Here is an 18,905-nt window from a genome sequence, read left to right as displayed (position 1 = left end):
CGATGAAATCAAGCATTAGTAAAACCAGTGGAACTTACCCTGACACGGATTTCCACTGGTTTTTAGGATTTTTATCAGACTAACTTCCACTTCTACTAGCGGTGGAACTTAGTTTGCGAATTTACCTTTTATAAAATTTTAGTGAATTTTTAAGATATGATTTGACAAGACAAATCTTTTGGTGTAGAATCGTGTTATAAAATCTAACACAAAGGAGATTCCTTATGGCTTTAGTAGAATTTGAACACGTCGAAAAATATTACGGAGACTACCACGCACTCCGTGACATCAATCTCCGTTTTGAAAAAGGGCAAGTCGTTGTCCTACTCGGACCATCTGGTTCTGGGAAATCCACTCTTATCCGCACCATCAATGGTTTGGAGGCTGTTGACAAGGGAAGCCTTCTAGTCAATGGTCACCAAGTTGCTGGTGCCAGCCAGAAAGATTTGGTGCCCCTTCGCAAGGAAGTAGGCATGGTTTTCCAACATTTCAACCTCTATCCGCATAAAACAGTGTTAGAAAATGTAACACTAGCACCTATAAAAGTTTTAGGAATTGATAAAAAAGAAGCTGAAAAAACAGCTCAAAAATATCTGGAATTTGTAAATATGTGGGACAAGAAAGATTCATATCCAGCCATGCTTTCTGGTGGGCAAAAACAACGAATCGCCATTGCTCGTGGACTCGCTATGCATCCTGAACTCCTTCTCTTTGATGAACCAACATCTGCCCTTGACCCTGAAACCATCGGAGACGTTCTGGCAGTTATGCAAAAATTGGCCCACGATGGTATGAATATGATTGTCGTTACCCATGAAATGGGCTTTGCCCGTGAAGTTGCGGACCGCATCATCTTTATGGCTGACGGAGAAGTTTTGGTGGATACGACAGATGTTGATGACTTTTTCGACAATCCAAGCGAACCTCGTGCCCAACAATTCCTCAGCAAAATCATCAACCACGAAAGTGACAAAGTCAAATAAGGAGGCGCCTATGAAAAAGAAATTCTTTTTATCCGCATTATTGATTAGCCTTTTGGGCCTTGCTACTGCAAAACCAGTTCAGGCTGATACCAGTGTCGCAGACATCCAAAAGAGAGGCGAGCTAGTTGTTGGTGTGAAACAGGACGTTCCCAATTTCGGTTATAAGAATCCTAAGACTGGGACCTATTCCGGTATCGAAACCGACTTGGCCAAAATGGTAGCTGATGAGCTCAAGGTCAAAGTTCGCTACGTGCCTGTTACCGCGCAAACTCGTGGCCCCCTTCTAGACAATGAGCAGGTCGATATGGATATCGCAACCTTTACTATCACGGATGAACGCAAAAAACTCTACAACTTCACCAGCCCTTACTACACAGATGCCTCTGGCTTTTTGGTCAATAAATCTGCCAAAATCAAAAGCATCGAGGACCTAAACGGCAAAACCATCGGAGTTGCCCAAGGTTCCATTACTCAACGTCTGATTACCGAACTGGGTAAAAAGAAAGGCTTGACCTTTAAATTCGTCGAACTTGGTTCCTACCCAGAATTGATTACTTCCCTACATGCTCACCGTATTGATGCCTTTTCCGTTGACCGCTCGATTCTGTCTGGCTACATCAGCAAACGCACAGTACTGCTAGATGATAGTTTCAAGCCATCTGACTACGGTATCGTCACCAAGAAATCAAATACCGAACTCAACGACTATCTTGATAACTTGGTCACCAAATGGAGCAAGGATGGCAGTTTGCAAAAACTTTATGACCGTTACAAGCTCAAACCATCTAGCCATACTGCAGATTAAGGAGGATACCCCATGACAGATTTATCATCTTGGACAGCCTATTTTCAGAATTTTGGACAATTTTTCAATGGTTTCCTCTTCACTCTTGCCCTAGCTATCGGATCCTTTATCCTAGCCATGGTTTTGGGCATCTTCTTCGGAGCCATGTCAACCAGCAAACGTCCAATTTTGCGCATTTTGGCTCGCATATTTGTGGAATTTTACCAAAATACTCCCCTCTTGGTGCAGTTTGTTATCGTTTTTTATGGCCTACCTCTTATCAGTGACCACACCATCATGATTCCGATTTATTGGACAGCTGTTCTCTGCGTGGGACTCTATCACGGAGCCTATATCGCTGAGGTGATTCGCTCAGGTATTCAGTCGATTCCTAGCGGTCAGATGGAAGCCGCCTTGTCGCAAGGTTTTACCTATATCAGTGCCATGCGTCTGATTATCTTACCTCAGGCCTTCCGTATCATTCTTCCTCCTTTGACCAACCAAATCGTCAACCTCATCAAAAACACCTCCACCGTCGCTATCATCTCTGGAGTGGACTTGATGTTTGTGACCAAGTCTTGGTCAGCACTTAACGGAAACTACATTCCAGCATTTTTAGGAGCTGCCCTTCTCTACTTTTCTCTTTGCTTTCCTGTTGCCCAGTTTGGTCGCAAGATGGAGCAAGCCAACAAAAAAGCCTATTCCCTTTAGGAGGTTACTATGGAATCCATTTTAGAAGTTTTGACCCCAGATAACCTAGTCTTTATCTTTAAAGGATTTGGCTTGACCCTCTACATTTCTCTGATTGCCATCGTCCTCTCTACCCTTATCGGAACGGTGCTAGCCGTCATGAGAAATGGGAAAAATCCTGTCTTACGCATTATCTCCAGCATTTATATCGAGTTTGTGCGTAACGTTCCTAACCTCCTCTGGATTTTCACTATCTTTTTGGTGTTCAAAATGAAATCCACACCAGCAGGTATTACAGCCTTCACTCTCTTTACATCAGCTGCCCTAGCTGAGATCATCCGAGGCGGTCTCAATGCAGTGGACAAGGGACAGTATGAAGCAGGAATGTCGCAAGGATTTACCTCAGCCCAAATCCTCTATCACATCATTCTCCCACAAGCTATTCGTAAAATGCTGCCAGCCATCATTTCTCAGTTTGTAACCGTGATTAAGGATACCAGTCTTCTCTACTCTGTTATCGCCCTACAAGAGCTCTTTGGAGCCAGCCAAATTCTCATGGGCCGTTATTTCGAACCAGAGCAGGTCTTCAGTCTTTACATCCTGATTGCCCTCATCTACTTCAGCTTTAACCTAGCCATTTCTAGCCTGTCTCATATGCTAGCAAAACGTTGGCAACAAGCTGCAGAATAATACTCTTCGAAAATCTCTTCAAACCACGTCAGCTTCCATCTGCAACCTCAAAACAGTGTTTTGAGCAACCTGCGGCTAGCTTCCTAGTTTGCTCTTTGATTTTCATTGAGTATAAACAGCCACTCTCCAGTTCAATTGGAGAGTTTTTTGATGAGAGTAGATATTTATAGACCTCAATTTGACACCATACTTTTTCTATGATAAAATGTAACAAATTCGTTTACAACAAATCAAATCTTAATGAAATGGAATTTTCTATGAAATCACTCAAAGGAATACTCTTTATCATAGCTAGTTTTGTCTTGACTATTTTGACTTGGATGAACACTTCTCCCCAATTCATGATTCCAGGACTAGCTTTAACAAGCTTATCTCTAACTTTTGTCTTAGCCACTCGTCTCCCACTACTAGAAAGCTGGTTTCACGGTTTGGAGAAGGTCTATACTGTCCACAAATTCACAGCCTTTCTCTCTATCATCCTACTCATCTTTCATAACTTTAGTATGGGCGGTTTGTGGGGCTCTCGATTAGCTGCTCAGTTTGGCAACCTTGCCATCTATATCTTTGCCAGTATCATCCTTGTCGCCTATTTAGGCAAATACATCCAATACGAAGCTTGGCGATGGATTCACCGCCTGGTTTACCTAGCCTATATTTTCGGACTCTTTCATGTCTACATGATGATGGGCAATCGTCTCCTTACATTTAATCTTATAAGTTTTCTTGTTGGTAGCTATGCCCTTTTAGGCTTGCTAGCTGGTTTTTATATCATTTTTCTATATCAAAAGATTTCCTTCCCCTATCTAGGGAAAATTACCAATCTCAAACGCTTAAATCACGATACTAGAGAAATTCAAATCCATCTTAGCAGACCTTTCAACTATCAAGCAGGACAATTTGCCTTCCTAAAGATTTTCCAAGAAGGCTTTGAAAGTGCTCCGCATCCCTTTTCTATCTCAGGAGGTCATGGTCAAACTCTTTACTTTACTGTCAAAAATTCAGGCGACCATACCAAGAATATCTATGACAATCTTCAAGTCGGCAGCAAAGTAAGCGTAGATAGAGCTTACGGACACATGATCATAGAAGAAGGACGAGAAAATCAGGTTTGGATTGCTGGAGGTATTGGGATCACCCCCTTCATCTCTTACATCCGTGAACATCCTATTTTAGATAAACAGGTTCACTTCTACTATAGCTTCCGTGGAGAGGAAAATGCAGTTTACCTAGATTTGCTCCGTGACTATGCTCAGAAAAATCCTAATTTTGAACTCCATCTAATAGACAGTAGGAAAGACGGCTATCTTAATTTTGAACAAAAAGAAGTGCCCGAACATGCAACCGTCTATATGTGTGGTCCTCTTTCTATGATGAAGTCACTTGCCAAACAGATTAAGAAACAAAATCCAAAAACAGAGCTTATTTACGAAGGATTCAAGTTCAAATAACCACTCATACTCTCCTGGAAATTCCCAGGAGTTTTTTTCTACGCAATCTCAAAAAAACACTGCCAGATTTCTAGCAGTGTTTTGAGTTTCATTTATCTTAGTAGACTGTTTTTTCAGTTTCTACATCGAAGAAGTGTGCTTTGTTCAAGTCAAATCCAAGTTCCACAGTTGCACCAGCTTGCAAGTAGTCACGTGCATCAACCTTAGCAACGAATTCATCTTTACCAACTTGGCAGTATAGGTGAGATTCTGAACCAAGCAATTCTGATACAGAGATAGTTGCTTTGACAACTGATTCTGGGAATGTTTCAAGGAAAGCAGGTTCTGCGTTCACGTCTTCTGGACGGATACCGAAGATCAATTCTTTACCTTCGTAACCTTTATCGCGAAGAACTTTCAAAGCACCTTCTGGAACTTTCAAGTTAAAGGCGTCACCAACGATGTGGTCACCGATCAATTTTACGTTGATGAAGTTCATAGCTGGGCTTCCGATGAATCCTGCTACGAATTTGTTAACTGGGTTTTTGTAAACTTCTTGAGGAGTACCGATTTGTTCAACACGTCCGATAGTACCAGTACCAGCAGGGTTTTTAGTAGCTGACATGATAACGATACGGTCTGCAAGTGTCATCGCTTCTGTTTGGTCGTGAGTTACGTAGATAGTTGTAGCTCCGATACGACGGTGGATTTTAGCGATTTCAGCACGCATGGATACACGAAGTTTCGCATCCAAGTTTGACAAAGGTTCGTCCATCAAGAATACTTTTGCATCACGGACGATCGCACGACCCATGGCAACACGTTGACGTTGACCACCTGAGAGGTCAGCTGGTTTACGATCCAAGAATTCTTTCAAACCAAGGATTGCAGCTGCTTCTTGCACACGTTTGTCGATGTCTTCTTTGCTGTATTTACGCAACTTCAAACCGAAAGCCATGTTATCGTATACAGTCATGTGTGGGTAAAGAGCGTAGTTTTGGAATACCATGGCGATGTCACGGTCTTTTGGAGCCACGTCGTTGACAACCACGCCATCGATAGATGCAGTACCTTCTGTGATATCTTCAAGACCAGCAATCATACGAAGAGTTGTTGATTTACCACATCCTGAAGGACCTACGAAAACGATAAATTCTTTGTCTTTGATGTCCAAGTTGAAGTCTTCAACTGAATAGTGTTCGCTGTTTGGATATTTTTTGTAAATATTTTTAAGATTCAATTCTACCATAAGGTGAACTCCTTTTGTCTTTTGATAGTTTTATTATAGATGAAAACGCTTTACATTTCTATGGCAAGATGACCAAAAAAATAAAAAAGTTCTGTGCAACTTGCACAAAACTTTATAAAATATCTGGTAAAATCAACTGATAACACAGGGTGAGATCTGTCAATTCCTTCAACTGAAGCCCTGTCAATTCTTCCCATTTATCAATCTTGTATTGGAGAGAATTGCGGTGCAGGTAGAGTTGCTGGGCTGTTTTTGTTAGGACAGCACTATTTTCCCAAAGAGAGAGAATGATTTCCTGAATCTGATCTTGATCCAAAATCATCTGGTGCAGGCATTCCTTGATTGCCTTCAAGTCCACGAGTCTTTCTCCCATACTCCAAAGATAGAGCTGAGAAAAAGTATGAACACCTTGATGACCCTGACGCCACCAAGTCTTAAACAAATCGCGCTCCGCTTTGATTAAGTCTGATAGGGCTTGATGGCCTGTCTGAGACCAAACCTGACCCAACATGATAGAGAGACGAAGTCCAAAGTCATACTCAACCGCTTCAATCGTATCACTTAAAATAGCTCGTACAGAAGTGTACTTATCTTGTTGAAGCACGAAAACATAATCCTGAGCTCCGACCTGAAGCACCGTCTGACAGTTAGGAAAAAGAGTCCGCATCATATCCAGCCAAGAAGCTAGATTTTCCTGTTGGAAATAGGAAAGATGGCAATACACCAGTTGAATCTTTTTAAAAGCTTGCGGTGCCTGTCCCTTCCCCTCAATCAGATAAGAATACCAAGGATTGAGCGAACGAGCCTGCTCCTGCTGGGTCAAAAGGGCAACTAACTGCTTTTCACGCTCACTGAGCCCAGCTTCCTCCAGCAAAATCCACTGCTGAGAAACTAAAGGAAGAGTTAAGTAACCCTCTTTCTCTACTGGTTGGTCTGAAATCTGAGCCTCAGGAAACCAGTCTTGTAGTTCTTTTGCCATCATGTCCTATCCCTCCACTTTTTGGATGCACCACGAAATCAAGCTCTCAAGACGTTCCAGATTTTCAGTCATATGGAGATAGCCCATCACTGCTTCAAAACCTGTGGACATACGGTAAGTCACTACATCAGCATTTTTAGCCTTGGTGTGACTATTGGTATTGCGACCACGTTTGTAGATTTCTTCTTCTTTTTCCGTTAGGACCTGCTCCTCCAACATGAGAGCAATCAGGCGTGCTTGAGCCTTAGCTGAAACATACTTGGTCGCTTCTTGATGGAGTTTATTGGGCTTGGTCATACCTTTGAGGATGAGGTGACGGCGAATATACATAGAATACACCGCATCTCCTTCAAAAGCTAGCGCAATCCCGTTAATGAGATTGACATCAATCACGTGTCCACCTCACTCCATCTTTGGTGTCAAGGAGCTTAATCCCTTGAGCAGCCAATTGGTCACGGATCTGGTCTGCTGTCGCAAAGTCACGATTGGCACGCGCTTCTTGACGTTTTTGAATCAAGACTTCAATCTCTGCATCCAAAACTTCCTCAACAAAGACAATCCCAAAGACTTCCAACATAGCCGCAAGAGCTTCCTTAACACTTTCATCATAGTTGCCAGAGTTAATCCATTTGGCCATTTCAAAAACAACTGTGATACCGTTGGCAGCGTTAAAATCTTCATCCATAGCTGCTACAAACTTATCTTTAAAGGTTTGTAACTCTTTGACATCCACTTTTCCTGTAAATGGTTGCTCATAAGTGTTCTTTAGATACTTGAGATTTGTCTCTGCATCACGCACTGCCTTTTCCGTAAAGTTGATAGGCTTACGGTAATGTTGTGTCGCAAAGAAGAAACGAAGCACTTGTCCATCAAGAGTTTTAAGGGCATCGTGCACTGTGATAAAGTTACCCAAGGACTTGGACATCTTGACATTATCGATGTTGACAAAGCCATTATGCATCCAGTAGTTAGCAAAGGTCTTACCTGTTTTGGCTTCTGACTGGGCAATTTCATTGGTATGATGAGGAAACTCTAGGTCAGCTCCACCACCGTGGATATCAATAGTATCGCCCAAAATCTCTGTTGACATGACCGAACACTCGATATGCCAGCCCGGACGACCAGGTCCCCAAGGACTATCCCAAGAAATCTCGCCTGATTTGGCAGATTTCCAGAGGGCAAAGTCCACAGGATTTTCCTTGCGAGCTGTTTCTTCATCGGTACGACCTGAAGCACCCAGCTCCAAATCTTCCAAGGTTTTATTAGCCAATTTGGCATAGTTGTGGGATTTTTCCACACGGAAGTAAACATCCCCTTGACTCTCATAGGCAAATTCTTTTTCAATCAAGTCTTCCACAAAACGGATGATGTCAGCCATAAACTCCACCACACGCGGATGGCGAGTCGCAGGTTTGACGCCCAAGGCTGTCACATCCTCACGAAAGGCAGCGATGTACTTGTCCGCAACCTCCTGAGGCGTGATGCCCTCTTCCTTGGCACGGTTGATAATCTTATCATCCACATCCGTAAAGTTGGAAATATAGGCAACCTCATAACCACGGTACTCAAAGTAACGTCGAATGGTATCAAAAGCTACCGTCGAACGAGCATTCCCCACGTGGATATAGTTGTACACGGTTGGCCCACAAACATACATCTTGACCTTACCGTCCTCAATCGGGACAAATTCTCGCAAATCACGATACATAGTGTCATAGATTTTAATCATAAATCATAGTCAGGAAAGCTAAAATCCAAGAACTGTTAGTTTCATCACTAAGAATTCAATTGAATTTCAGTCCGAATATCTCTACACTTCGGAATCCCTTGCTCCTTTCTCATTCAGATAAACCACCTGGGTCTGTTTGACAAAGCCAATCTTTTCATACAAACGTTTGGCACCTACATTGCTGTCCTCTACTGCAATCTGAAATTCCTTATCATTTTGCTCAATTAGTTGGTTGATAAGGGATTTTGCTAAGTAGCTCCCATAGCCTTTGCCACGTTCAGGTTCTGATATTGCTAAACCGTAGAAGTAATTCGTATTAGTCGATAAATCTACCGTGCAAGTCCCAACAACCTGACCGTCTTTTAATAAAACATATAAGCGACTTTCTGGATCCTTCAGAGCTTCAGCGACATATCTATCCACAATCTCTCTAGACTCATGTTCCTCTAAGAATGCCTGAAATTTTAACTGGCTAATTTGATCCTGATACGAACTATCTGCTAACAAAACTTCAAGATTGGAAAGCTTTGCTAACGGATAAGGTCTTCTATCCTTACCTAACCAAGTTTCTGTATCCTCGTCCTCGACCAATCCCCAGTTGCTGACAAAATCAGGATGGCGGTCTAGAAAAACACGCTCTGTCTGAAAAGTAACTGAACAAATAGAGAAAGGAGCTGTTTCTCTCTCAAAACTAGTAAACAATGCACGCGCAATTCCCTGACGGCGACGATCTGGATGAACCAGTATCGTCACCTCTACATCTTGATCATCTGCATAGACAGTTAATAAACCAACAAGTTCGCCTTTTTCATAATAAAGGAAAAAGGCGGGCATGTTTGGGTCAAAATTAAGTATGTTAGAGAGATAGGGATCACGATAGGTACCGTCATAGTTTTGGCAACAGTTAATTAGTTTTTTCGCCTCAGATTGCTCCTCTTGGCTTAACTTGTTTCTTGCTTGAATCATATAGCTATCCTCTACAATCCAGACGATCTGTGACTGGCTTCTTTAGCCTGCTCGAGTTTATTGACATAATACTCTCGTTTTTCTTCGACTTCGTGAATAACAGGCTCATCTTTCTTACCATGAAGACGGACAATCTTGGCCGGAATACCGACAACCGTCACATCACTAGGTACATCTGCTACGACAACTGCTGCAGCACCGACCTTGGCATTTTCACCGATTTCCACTGGTCCGATAACTTGGGCATGTGCTGATATAAGGGTACCTTGACGAACGGTCGGATGGCGTTTGCCACAGTCTTTTCCTGTCCCACCAAGAGTTACTCCGTGGTAAAGCATAACACCTTTTTCAACAATCGCTGTCTCTCCAATCACCAGACCAGAACCATGGTCGATAAAGACACCTGAATCAATCTGAGCTCCTGGATGAATCTCAATCTGAGTCCAAAAGCGCCAAAACTGACTATGCATACGAGCTAAGAGCTTAAAGCCATGCTTCCAGAGAAAATGCGAGAGACGGTGGGCCGCCAAGGCCTTGACACCTGGATAAGTCAGCAAAACCTCCAAAGTGGTGCGGGCCGCTGGATCATTTTCTTTTACGATATCAATGGTTTCGCGCCACCATCCCATACATTTCTCCTTTTCTTATTCTGAATCTTTTGGTGTTTCTGTAAATTCTTTCTTAGGTTTGTGATCCTTGTGATGACGTGGGCGGTGAGGTCTCTCAGACTTTTCGCCTTTTTCATCACGTTCAGGTTTTGGAGGACGAGGAAGAAGAGCTTTCATAGAAGCATCCACACGTCCTTTTTCATCAATCTTGATAACCTTAACATCAACTTCATCCCCGATTGCTACCAAGTCTTCGACATTATTGGTACGCGTCCAAGCCATCTCCGAGATATGAACAAGTGCATCTGTTTTATCAAAGAGGTTAACAAAGGCACCAAATTTCTCGATACGAACGACTTTAGCACGGTAAACTTCGTCCACCTTAGCTTCACGGACCAAACCAGCAATAATTTCTTTAGCACGGTTAATAGCATCTTGGTCGCTAGAGTAGATAGACACATTTCCTTCTTCGTCGATATCAATCTTAACGCCTGTTTCAGCGATAATCTTGTCGATGGTTTCTCCACCCTTACCGATGACAATCTTAATCTTGTCCACATCAATCTTGATGGTATCAATTTTCGGAGCAGTTGGAGCCAATTCTGGACGAACTTCTGGAATGGTTGCTTCAATCACATCAAGGATTTCAAAACGCGCTTTCTTGGCTTGGGCAAGAGCCTCAGTCAAGATTTCTGCAGTAATCCCTTGAATTTTGATATCCATTTGTAGGGCTGTAATCCCGTCACGAGTTCCTGCAACCTTGAAGTCCATATCTCCAAAGTGGTCTTCCAAACCTTGGATATCTGTCAAAACTGTATAGTTGTTTCCATCTGAGATAAGTCCCATAGCAATACCAGCTACTGGCGCCTTGATTGGCACACCACCAGCCATAAGGGCAAGAGTTCCTGCACAGATAGAAGCCTGAGATGAAGAACCATTTGATTCTAAAACTTCTGCTACTAGACGGATAGCGTATGGGAATTCTTCCAAGCTTGGCAAGACTTGAGCAAGAGCACGCTCACCAAGGGCACCGTGACCGATTTCACGACGACCTGGCGCACCGTAACGACCTGTTTCCCCTACAGAATATTGAGGGAAGTTATAGTGGTGCATAAAGCGTTTCTTATACTCTGGATCCAAACCATCAATGATTTGAGTTTCTCCCATCGGAGCCAAGGTCAAGACTGAAAGAGCTTGAGTTTGCCCACGAGTAAAGAGACCTGAACCATGTACACGAGGAAGGAAGTCAACAACCGCATCCAAAGGACGGATTTCATCGACCTTACGACCGTCAGGACGTACCTTGTCTTCTGTAATCAAACGGCGCACTTCAGCATGTTCCATTTGTTCCAAGATTTCAGCCACATCACGCATGATGCGGTCAAATTCTTCGTGGTCTGCATATTTTTCTTCGTAAACAGCAGTCACTTGGTCTTTCACTGCTTGAGTCGCAGCTTCACGAGCCAATTTTTCTTCTACTTGGACTGCCTTTTGGAGGTCGCTGTTGTAGGCTACGATGATTTCAGCTTGCAAGTCAGCGTCCACATGAAGCAATTCCACTTCTGCTTTTTCTTTACCAACTGCTGCAACGATTTCTTCTTGGAAGGCAATCAATTCTTTGACTGCTTCGTGCCCTTTAAGAAGCGCTTCCAACATGATTTCTTCTGACAATTCTTTAGCACCAGACTCTACCATGTTGATGGCGTGTTTGGTACCAGCTACTGTCAATTCAAGGAGAGATTGCTCTGCTTGTTCTTGCGTAGGGTTGATGATGATTTGACCATCTACATAGCCCACTTGTACCCCAGCAATTGGTCCGTCAAATGGAATATCTGAAATAGAAAGCGCCAAGGATGAACCAAACATAGCTGCCATCGGTGCAGAAGCATTTTCATCATAAGAAAGCACGGTGTTGATGACCTGCACTTCATTACGGAAACCTTCCGCAAACATAGGACGGATTGGACGGTCAATCAAACGCGCTGTCAAAGTCGCATCTGTTGAAGGACGTCCTTCACGTTTCATAAAGCCACCAGGAAACTTCCCAGCTGCATACATTTTTTCTTCGTAGTTGACTTGGAGAGGGAAGAAATCCCCAGTTGCCATTTTCTTAGACATAACGGCAGCAGTCAAGACAGTTGACTCACCGTAACGTACAACAACAGAGCCATTTGCCTGCTTAGCAACCTGACCAGTCTCTACAATTAACTCACGACCCGCAAAAGTCATTTGAAACACTTGTTTTGTCATTTTAATCCCCTTTGGATTGATGAAATTATACGCCTTGCCTACAAAGATCAAGATACCAAGGGCGTGAAGAATCCCGTATGAAAATAGGAGATTGACGCAGTGTACCATGTACACCAGGAAATCTATCTTTTTCACTAGGGATTTAGCCCGTGTTCAACTACTCAAGATACAAATCATTAGAAAGGTTTGATACTAAAGTATCTAAACCTTTCACGCTAATCGCTATCGGGCGATTAGCTAAATGCTTTACTAACTCTCTCGTTAAATAATATCGATTTGACTCGTTCGTGTCGCTCAAACTAAATACTGAAAAGAACAAATTATGAAAAAATTTCTGTCATAAAATTGAGAATTGACAAAGCCTTTGAAACCTAAATACCCTCATCTTTGTATCAAGTACGTACAGAGTCTATTTTATCATATTTTTCTTAAAAAGTGCGGTCTTTACCATTAAAAAGGAACCATTCCCCTCACCTGAGAAGAATGGTTTGCTTTTTATTATCCTAAGGACTGATGATTAAACAAGGCATGGGTTGCTTGGTGGATGTATTTTGCTGTATCCGCATTGTTCATAGTGTAGAGATGCACACCGGCCACATCCTGAGTTACCAAGTCCACGATTTGGTCCACCGCATAGGCAAGTCCTGCTGCTCTGAGCGACTCAGGGTCATGCTCATACTTGTCTAAGATGGCTTTAAATTTGCGTGGAAGATGGATATTCTCACAAGTCTTCAAGAGACGGAGAGCCTGATTTCGATTCAGAATTGGCATAATCCCTGCATGAATGTGAACATCAATCCCAGCCAAGATGCACTTGTCTTGGAAATCATAGAAGCGCTCATTGTCAAAGAAAAGCTGAGTTACGAGGCTCGAACAACCTGCATCCACTTTCTTCTTAAGATTTTGAATATCTGAAATCTGATTTGGCGAATCTGGATGCCCTTCTGGATAGCAAGCTCCAATAATATCAAAGTGAGGGGCTTGTTCCTTGATGAACTCAATCAAGTCGGTTGCATAGCGGAAATCCTTTTGTGGTTCCACATCAGGGATAATATCCCCACGAAGAGCCAAGATTTTCTGCACTCCAACCTTGTCCAAGTCAGCAATGGTTTCAGCCACCTTGTCCTTAGTCAAATAGATAGCTGGCAAGTGAGCAATAGTCGGAATCGCCAAGTCATTTTGGATAAAATCAGCCAAACGGACCGTCGTTTCCTTGATATTAAATTTATTATTGCTGGCAGTCACACTGATAAAGTGGGGGGCCAACTCCTGCATATTTTGAAGAGCAGAAATAATGTTATCATTACCCACGGCTGGGTTGGGAGGGAACACTTCAAATGAGAGTGACGGTGTTTGGCGTGACATAGTCATTATCCTTTTCTAGTTGATTTTTTTGTTAGCTTGACTCTTAGAATCCAAATGAAACAGGCAGATTGACCAAACAGTGCTTCTAGAGAAATCCTTATCTTACAATTTCTCACGCGCAGCTTTCGCTGCTTCAACAAGGCGGATCAAGCTTTCTTTTGTTTCTGGAATACCACGTGTTTTCAAACCACAGTCAGGGTTGATCCAAACTTTCTTGCTTGGCACTTTAGCAAGGATAGCTTCGATAGTATTATCGATTTCGCCTTCGTTCGGCACACGAGGTGAGTGGATATCGTAAACCCCAGGTCCCACTTCTGTTTGGAAGTTTTTCGCTTTGAGTTCGTCCAAGATTTCAAGGTTTGAACGGCTAGCCTCAAATGAGATAACGTCTGCATCCATGTTGTCGATAGCTGGGATGATATCTGTAAATTCTGAGTAACACATGTGGGTGTGGATTTGAGTATCTGGCGCTACTGTTGAGTGTACCAAGCGGAAGGCAGGAATTGCCCAGTCAAGGTAGTCTTCGTACCAGTCGCTACGACGGAGTGGCAATTTCTCACGAAGAGCAGCCTCGTCGATTTGGATGATTTTCACACCAGCAGCTTCAAGGTCAAGTACTTCATCCTTGATAGCAAGGGCGATTTGAAGAGTAGAATCCTTGATAGAGATGTCTTCACGTGGGAATGACCAGTTGAGGATGGTAACAGGTCCAGTCAACATACCTTTAACAGGTTTGTTTGTACGGCTTTGTGCATAGCTAGACCATTTAACAGTGATAGGGTTAAGACGAGTTACATCACCCCAGATGATTGGTGGTTTCACCCCACGCATACCGTATGATTGTACCCAACCATTTTTAGAGAAGAGGTAACCTGACAAGTTTTGACCGAAGTACTCAACCATGTCGTTACGCTCAAATTCACCGTGAACAAGGACATCAAAGTCGATATCTTCTTGCCATTTGATCCATTCATCGATCGTTTCAGCAAGGAAAGCGTCGTACTCTTCTTGAGACAATTCACCTTTACGGTAAGCCAAACGTTTAGCACGAACTTCTTTAGTTTGAGGGAATGAACCGATAGTTGTTGTTGGAAGAGCTGGAAGTTTGAATGCTTCTTCTTGGATAGCTTCACGTTCTGCAAAGGCTGGCAAACGAGTGTAGTCTGCATCAGTCAAACCAGCGATACGCGCACGAAGTTCCGCATTAACACCAACACGCTCAGTCGCAAAGAGTTCTTTGTTGGCTGCAAGTGCTTCTTCACCTTGACCATTGCGGATAGCATCCAAATCACGAATCTCATCCAATTTTTCAACTGCAAAGGCAAAGTGGTTCAAGATTGCTGGTTCAAATTCTTCATTAGCTGTTGTAAATGGCACATGAAGAAGTGAGCATGAGCTTGTCAAGACAATGTTTTCAGCTGGGATTTGTTCAAGAACAGCCAAGCTCTTTTCGTAGTTGTTGCGCCAGATGTTTTTACCATTGACAATACCTGCATAAAGAGTCTTATCAGCTGGGAAACCACCTTTAACCAATTCAAGAGTTTTCTTACCTTCAACGAAATCAAGACCGATAGCATCTACTGGCAATTTCACAAGGTCAGCGTAGACGTCACGAACATCACCAAAGTAAGTTTGAAGTAAGACTTCGAGACCTTTTTTGTCAGCCAAAAGTTTGTTGTAGAGGTTCAAGAAGAGAGCTTTTTCTTCAGCTGTCAAATCTTTTACAAGAGCCGCTTCGTCGAGTTGGATACGAGTCGCACCAAGTTCTGCCAATTTAGCAAAAACTTCTTGGTAAGCAGCCACTAAGCTATCTACGAAGTCTTCTGCTTTCACACCTTCTTCAAAGTCTGATAATTGAAGGAAAGTGAATGGACCTACAAGAACTGGACGAGTGTTCAATCCAAGTTCTTTTGCTTCTTGGAACTCATCAAAGATTTTGTGACCTGCAAGTTTGACTTGAGTGTCTTTTTCAAACTTAGGAACGATGTAGTGGTAGTTGGTGTTGAACCATTTCTTCATTGGAAGGGCGCGAACGTCCCCTTTTTCTCCTTGGTAACCACGACCCAAAGCGAAGTAGCGCTCAAGGTCAGACAAGTCCAAGTTTTGAACGGATGCAGGTACCACATTGAAAAGGAAAGCTGCATCTAGGAAGTTGTCATAGTGAGAAAAGTCATTTGATGGGATTTCAGTGATGCCTTTTTCTTTGACAATGTTCCAGTGTTTAGCACGCAAGTCTTTTGCGGCTGCCAAGAGTTCTTCTTCTGAGATTTCTTTTCTAAAGTATTTTTCAGTTGTAAATTTTAATTCGCGGAATTCGCCCAAACGAGGGAAACCGATGATTGTAGTTGACATGATGTGTCCTCCAAAATTTGTTGTTGAAACTATCTTAACAGAAAAGAAAGCGTCTGTATAATTGTAAAAAATTAGGCTTTGATATAGTTTGAAACTATATCTCTGTTTTAGACAAAAGAAAAAGACTTGAAACAAATGCCTCAAATCCTTTGTGTAGCTTGTTTTTTAACTATATTTCAGTTAGGCTGTTCAAACGCGTTATTAGTAATTCTTATAAGTGACTATGACTTGTTATTAGAAAAGACTATAAGTCAATCCCCTTCTCTCGGAGATTTGCCAGACACTCCTCATAGTAGGTAGCATCGTGCTCCTTGTAAATAGGGCTCGTCAAAGTCTCCTCAGGTAAATCCTCATAAGAAGGACAAATCTTACCACGATAGTTTTTATCCAGCGACTCTGGACTGACATTGTAGCCTCGATTAGCCATCTCCTCCATGATCAAGTCATGATAGGCATAGAGACGATAGGGCGAGTGGGTAAAGACATAGTCCACCGTTGCATGCTTTCTGCCCCAGCCATTGCCACGCAGGGCGCAGCACTCTCTATGTTGTCCCAAAAGTTGAGGACGCGGAAGTTATGAAATCAAAGCCTCATGCCAAAGTCTCATGACAATCTCCTTTCAGTAAAGTCGAATGTTGCAAGTAGGTATTTGGATAGCGATCAAGTAAGTCTCGAGTCTTAGTGATCAAGTCTTCCTTAGAAGCCTGACCAAAGCGGTAGCGATCAAGCAAGAGCATGTAGTCCTTGCGCTCAGCATCTGTCGCTTTCTTTTTGAAATAACCCCAAATATGCTGAAAGGCATTGCAAACCTGACCCCTGTGTTCTGGGATTTGGCAGGCACGGTCAATCATCTCCTGAACCTGACTCACTTCCACCACTTCTTGCTTGAGATACTGACGAATCTCATTATATATGTTACTGGAATAGCTCAAAACGAGGTATTTATTTCTAGCCCAGAGTTGCTGGCAAAGGGCACGTTGATTGTTATTCATAATTGACATTATACCATATTTGGATTTATAAATATCTATTCCTATCTTATAATCTTATAAAATTGCCTTTTTTAAAGCCGCTTGAAGTTCTTCATCTACTGCATAGATATAGAGTCCATTTACTCCTCTTGTAAGTAAAACATTTAATTCATTTTTTAAAAGATCTTCACCAAAATTTTTCATTTCACCATTTTCGAGTTTCCTATTTTGAACTGCCCCTTTATTTTTACTAGCAGAGATATCAAACTTAATTTCACCATCTCTATATTTAACCGATGGACCAATAATCACTCCAGCATAATTCAAATCAAAACCTTGTACAGTAAAAGTGGATCCTACTTCATCAATAGTTTGTGGTTGTTCAATCCAAGAAAGTTTAGAGTTTTTCCTATCCCTACTCAATTCTCTATTCCAAGGACATAACCAGCCATCTATTTCCACACACCAATAATTTTTATATTCATCTTTATATCTATATTTATAACTATCTTTATATTTTTCTACAGGTTTAGATTGACTACTATATTCCCAGTCATAAGTTGCTATTAACCTAGAAATCCCTAAATGCCGATTCTCATCTTTTAATTTAATAGCATCCTGTAATTCCTTGGGAGAATTAAATATCTGGATGTCATAGTTATTGTCTTCTTTTAATTTGGTAATTTCTCTCTTATCAATAATATTTCTAATCCAACTAATTGTAGATTCACTAGCTTTTATACGCATTTGATTATTTAATTCAATTAAATTGCCAGACAACCTCGCTTGATGCTGTAAAGTCAAAAATGAATCATCTACCCATATTTGAGATTTATTCATTATTTGATTATCATCGTACACTAAAACTACTACTTTCGATTTTGATAGTATATCTTTTAAATGATTACCACCCTGATAAGCTTGATTTTTTGCAGTCAAAAGTAAATGTCCTTCGTCAATAACAACTATACCAGCATTAGCATCTTGCTTTTTTAGTGCGTTTAAAAACTGAGTTGGTTTCATAGCAACATCAAGAGTTGAACCACTCTTCCATTCAAGCTTTTTCTCTATTTCTTTATAGACACTCAATTGATCATCATGATTAACAACCAAATTAATTGCATTATTTTCTCTTAGGAAATCCGTGTCATCAGAATTTAATAGATCATCGATTAAAGAACTCATCAAAACAGTTTTACCAGCACCAGCTTCTCCTTTAACCAAGATTAAAGTTCCAAACTCGTTCTTACTAAGTGCTGATGTAATTTTAAAAATGATTTCATTTTTCGCTTTTAATTGCTCATTGGTTAATTTATGAAATGGAGAAGATTTAAAAATTGCAGAATTTCTAACAATACTTTCTGCTGGAAATAAATACTTATTTTTCTTATTTAACGAACTCCAAATTTTGGTAAAAATCTCATCAAGCTCATCAGAAGTATAATATTTATTTTGAGGATTCCCTCGCCTATTTTGAACATTTGAAACATTATCAACGCTTAATAAATACAACATTAGTCTATTCTCAATATCTAGTGTCAAAGACTTATTAAAGTGATGATGACCTATAACAAACATTTTAGTAGTATTTGATTTTGAAAATTTAGCCCAATCTTCTCTAATTTCACCTAAATGTTGATTTGTACGACGTACAATATCTGTTGTTTCACCTACATAAACACTATAACCATCAGAATTTTTATCATTTACAATATATATAGTCGGATATTCAAACAATAGCATCTTGTTTTCATCACGAAAACTGATTTTTAAAGTTTCCTGTAAAGTGTCTAATGAACCACTTTCATATTCTACTTCTTCAATTACTGGTTTCAATATTTTACTCATATCAGTTACTCAAC

16 protein-coding genes and 1 pseudogene are annotated in these 18,905 nt (G+C 41.4%); 5 read left to right on the top strand and 12 right to left on the bottom strand.

Annotation, left to right across the window (positions count from 1 at the left end):
• Positions 1 to 224 precede the first annotated feature (224 nt).
• The 5 genes from QM818_RS06050 (at position 225) to QM818_RS06030 (ending at position 4,595) form a co-directional block, all read left to right on the top strand.
• Positions 225 to 983, top strand: coding sequence for an amino acid ABC transporter ATP-binding protein (locus tag QM818_RS06050; protein WP_001229569.1), 759 nt, complete (start codon positions 225 to 227; stop codon positions 981 to 983).
• A gap of 10 nt (positions 984 to 993) precedes the next feature.
• Positions 994 to 1,788 (top strand): transporter substrate-binding domain-containing protein, encoded by a 795-nt coding sequence (locus QM818_RS06045; protein ID WP_414300035.1) that lies wholly within the window; start codon positions 994 to 996, stop codon positions 1,786 to 1,788.
• 12 nt (positions 1,789 to 1,800) lie between these two features.
• Positions 1,801 to 2,478 carry an amino acid ABC transporter permease gene (locus QM818_RS06040; protein WP_261015774.1) on the top strand — a complete coding sequence of 226 codons (678 nt, stop codon included), beginning with the start codon at positions 1,801 to 1,803 and terminating at the stop codon, positions 2,476 to 2,478.
• Positions 2,479 to 2,487: 9 nt separating this feature from the next.
• On the top strand, positions 2,488 to 3,147 hold the full coding sequence (locus tag QM818_RS06035) for an amino acid ABC transporter permease (RefSeq protein ID WP_000443889.1): 660 nt from the start codon (positions 2,488 to 2,490) through the stop codon (positions 3,145 to 3,147).
• 257 nt (positions 3,148 to 3,404) lie between these two features.
• The gene (locus QM818_RS06030) at positions 3,405 to 4,595 is read left to right on the top strand and encodes a ferredoxin reductase family protein (protein ID WP_414300034.1); all 1,191 of its coding nucleotides are present in this window, start codon (positions 3,405 to 3,407) and stop codon (positions 4,593 to 4,595) included.
• A 97-nt stretch (positions 4,596 to 4,692) separates the two neighbouring features.
• Here the strand turns inward: QM818_RS06030 and QM818_RS06025 are convergent, their stop codons facing one another.
• From QM818_RS06025 to QM818_RS05970, 12 genes and pseudogenes are all read right to left on the bottom strand, one after another.
• The gene (locus QM818_RS06025; protein WP_004263420.1) at positions 4,693 to 5,823 is read right to left on the bottom strand and encodes an ABC transporter ATP-binding protein; all 1,131 of its coding nucleotides are present in this window, start codon (positions 5,821 to 5,823) and stop codon (positions 4,693 to 4,695) included.
• A gap of 112 nt (positions 5,824 to 5,935) precedes the next feature.
• Positions 5,936 to 6,805, bottom strand: a complete 870-nt coding sequence (locus tag QM818_RS06020) for a helix-turn-helix domain-containing protein (protein WP_414300033.1) — start codon at positions 6,803 to 6,805, stop codon at positions 5,936 to 5,938.
• A 3-nt stretch (positions 6,806 to 6,808) separates the two neighbouring features.
• Positions 6,809 to 7,195 carry a Mini-ribonuclease 3 gene (locus QM818_RS06015; RefSeq protein ID WP_000567913.1) on the bottom strand — a complete coding sequence of 129 codons (387 nt, stop codon included), beginning with the start codon at positions 7,193 to 7,195 and terminating at the stop codon, positions 6,809 to 6,811.
• Positions 7,188 to 8,531, bottom strand: coding sequence for a cysteine--tRNA ligase (gene cysS / locus QM818_RS06010; protein ID WP_414300032.1), 1,344 nt, complete (start codon positions 8,529 to 8,531; stop codon positions 7,188 to 7,190). The genes QM818_RS06015 and cysS overlap by 8 nt, the downstream gene beginning before the upstream one ends.
• An 81-nt stretch (positions 8,532 to 8,612) precedes the next feature.
• Positions 8,613 to 9,497 carry a GNAT family N-acetyltransferase gene (locus tag QM818_RS06005; protein ID WP_414300031.1) on the bottom strand — a complete coding sequence of 295 codons (885 nt, stop codon included), beginning with the start codon at positions 9,495 to 9,497 and terminating at the stop codon, positions 8,613 to 8,615.
• Positions 9,498 to 9,508: 11 nt separating this feature from the next.
• Positions 9,509 to 10,126, bottom strand: coding sequence for a serine O-acetyltransferase (cysE, locus tag QM818_RS06000; RefSeq protein WP_414300030.1), 618 nt, complete (start codon positions 10,124 to 10,126; stop codon positions 9,509 to 9,511).
• A gap of 15 nt (positions 10,127 to 10,141) precedes the next feature.
• Complete coding sequence (gene pnp / locus QM818_RS05995) at positions 10,142 to 12,355, bottom strand: polyribonucleotide nucleotidyltransferase (RefSeq protein ID WP_414300029.1); 2,214 nt, start codon at positions 12,353 to 12,355, stop codon at positions 10,142 to 10,144.
• Between the two features lie 498 nt (positions 12,356 to 12,853).
• Positions 12,854 to 13,720 carry a methylenetetrahydrofolate reductase [NAD(P)H] gene (gene metF / locus QM818_RS05990; RefSeq protein ID WP_414300028.1) on the bottom strand — a complete coding sequence of 289 codons (867 nt, stop codon included), beginning with the start codon at positions 13,718 to 13,720 and terminating at the stop codon, positions 12,854 to 12,856.
• Positions 13,721 to 13,822: 102 nt separating this feature from the next.
• Complete coding sequence (gene metE, locus QM818_RS05985; RefSeq protein WP_414300027.1) at positions 13,823 to 16,072, bottom strand: 5-methyltetrahydropteroyltriglutamate--homocysteine S-methyltransferase; 2,250 nt, start codon at positions 16,070 to 16,072, stop codon at positions 13,823 to 13,825.
• 244 nt (positions 16,073 to 16,316) lie between these two features.
• A pseudogene (locus QM818_RS05980) lies at positions 16,317 to 16,679 on the bottom strand (TIGR02328 family protein).
• A complete protein-coding gene (locus QM818_RS05975; RefSeq protein ID WP_414300026.1) occupies positions 16,663 to 17,073 on the bottom strand; it encodes a YbgA family protein in 411 nt (136 codons plus the stop codon). The pseudogene QM818_RS05980 and the gene QM818_RS05975 overlap by 17 nt, the downstream one beginning before the upstream one ends.
• Positions 17,074 to 17,118: 45 nt before the next feature.
• Positions 17,119 to 18,891, bottom strand: a complete 1,773-nt coding sequence (locus tag QM818_RS05970) for a DNA/RNA helicase domain-containing protein (RefSeq protein WP_247947259.1) — start codon at positions 18,889 to 18,891, stop codon at positions 17,119 to 17,121.
• Positions 18,892 to 18,905 lie beyond the last annotated feature (14 nt).

Origin of the sequence: Streptococcus mitis (assembly GCF_047464035.1) — a bacterium.
Lineage (GTDB): Bacteria > Bacillota > Bacilli > Lactobacillales > Streptococcaceae > Streptococcus > Streptococcus mitis_DX.
Note: the sequence above shows the minus strand (reverse complement) of the source record. Positions and strands in the feature narration are given on the sequence as shown.

Bases quoted from the DNA above. Each gene is read 5' to 3' on its own strand.
- cysE (WP_414300030.1), bottom strand. From the start codon at position 10,126: ATGGGATGGTGGCGCGAAACCATTGATATCGTAAAAGAAAATGATCCA.
- QM818_RS05975 (WP_414300026.1), bottom strand. From the start codon at position 17,073: ATGTCAATTATGAATAACAATCAACGTGCCCTTTGCCAGCAACTCTGG.
- pnp (WP_414300029.1), bottom strand. From the start codon at position 12,355: ATGACAAAACAAGTGTTTCAAATGACTTTTGCGGGTCGTGAGTTAATT.
- metF (WP_414300028.1), bottom strand. From the start codon at position 13,720: ATGTCACGCCAAACACCGTCACTCTCATTTGAAGTGTTCCCTCCCAAC.
- cysS (WP_414300032.1), bottom strand. From the start codon at position 8,531: ATGATTAAAATCTATGACACTATGTATCGTGATTTGCGAGAATTTGTC.
- QM818_RS06050 (WP_001229569.1), top strand. From the start codon at position 225: ATGGCTTTAGTAGAATTTGAACACGTCGAAAAATATTACGGAGACTAC.
- QM818_RS06030 (WP_414300034.1), top strand. From the start codon at position 3,405: ATGAAATCACTCAAAGGAATACTCTTTATCATAGCTAGTTTTGTCTTG.
- QM818_RS06035 (WP_000443889.1), top strand. From the start codon at position 2,488: ATGGAATCCATTTTAGAAGTTTTGACCCCAGATAACCTAGTCTTTATC.
- QM818_RS06040 (WP_261015774.1), top strand. From the start codon at position 1,801: ATGACAGATTTATCATCTTGGACAGCCTATTTTCAGAATTTTGGACAA.
- QM818_RS06020 (WP_414300033.1), bottom strand. From the start codon at position 6,805: ATGATGGCAAAAGAACTACAAGACTGGTTTCCTGAGGCTCAGATTTCA.
- QM818_RS05970 (WP_247947259.1), bottom strand. From the start codon at position 18,891: ATGAGTAAAATATTGAAACCAGTAATTGAAGAAGTAGAATATGAAAGT.
- QM818_RS06045 (WP_414300035.1), top strand. From the start codon at position 994: ATGAAAAAGAAATTCTTTTTATCCGCATTATTGATTAGCCTTTTGGGC.
- QM818_RS06025 (WP_004263420.1), bottom strand. From the start codon at position 5,823: ATGGTAGAATTGAATCTTAAAAATATTTACAAAAAATATCCAAACAGC.
- QM818_RS06005 (WP_414300031.1), bottom strand. From the start codon at position 9,497: ATGATTCAAGCAAGAAACAAGTTAAGCCAAGAGGAGCAATCTGAGGCG.
- metE (WP_414300027.1), bottom strand. From the start codon at position 16,072: ATGTCAACTACAATCATCGGTTTCCCTCGTTTGGGCGAATTCCGCGAA.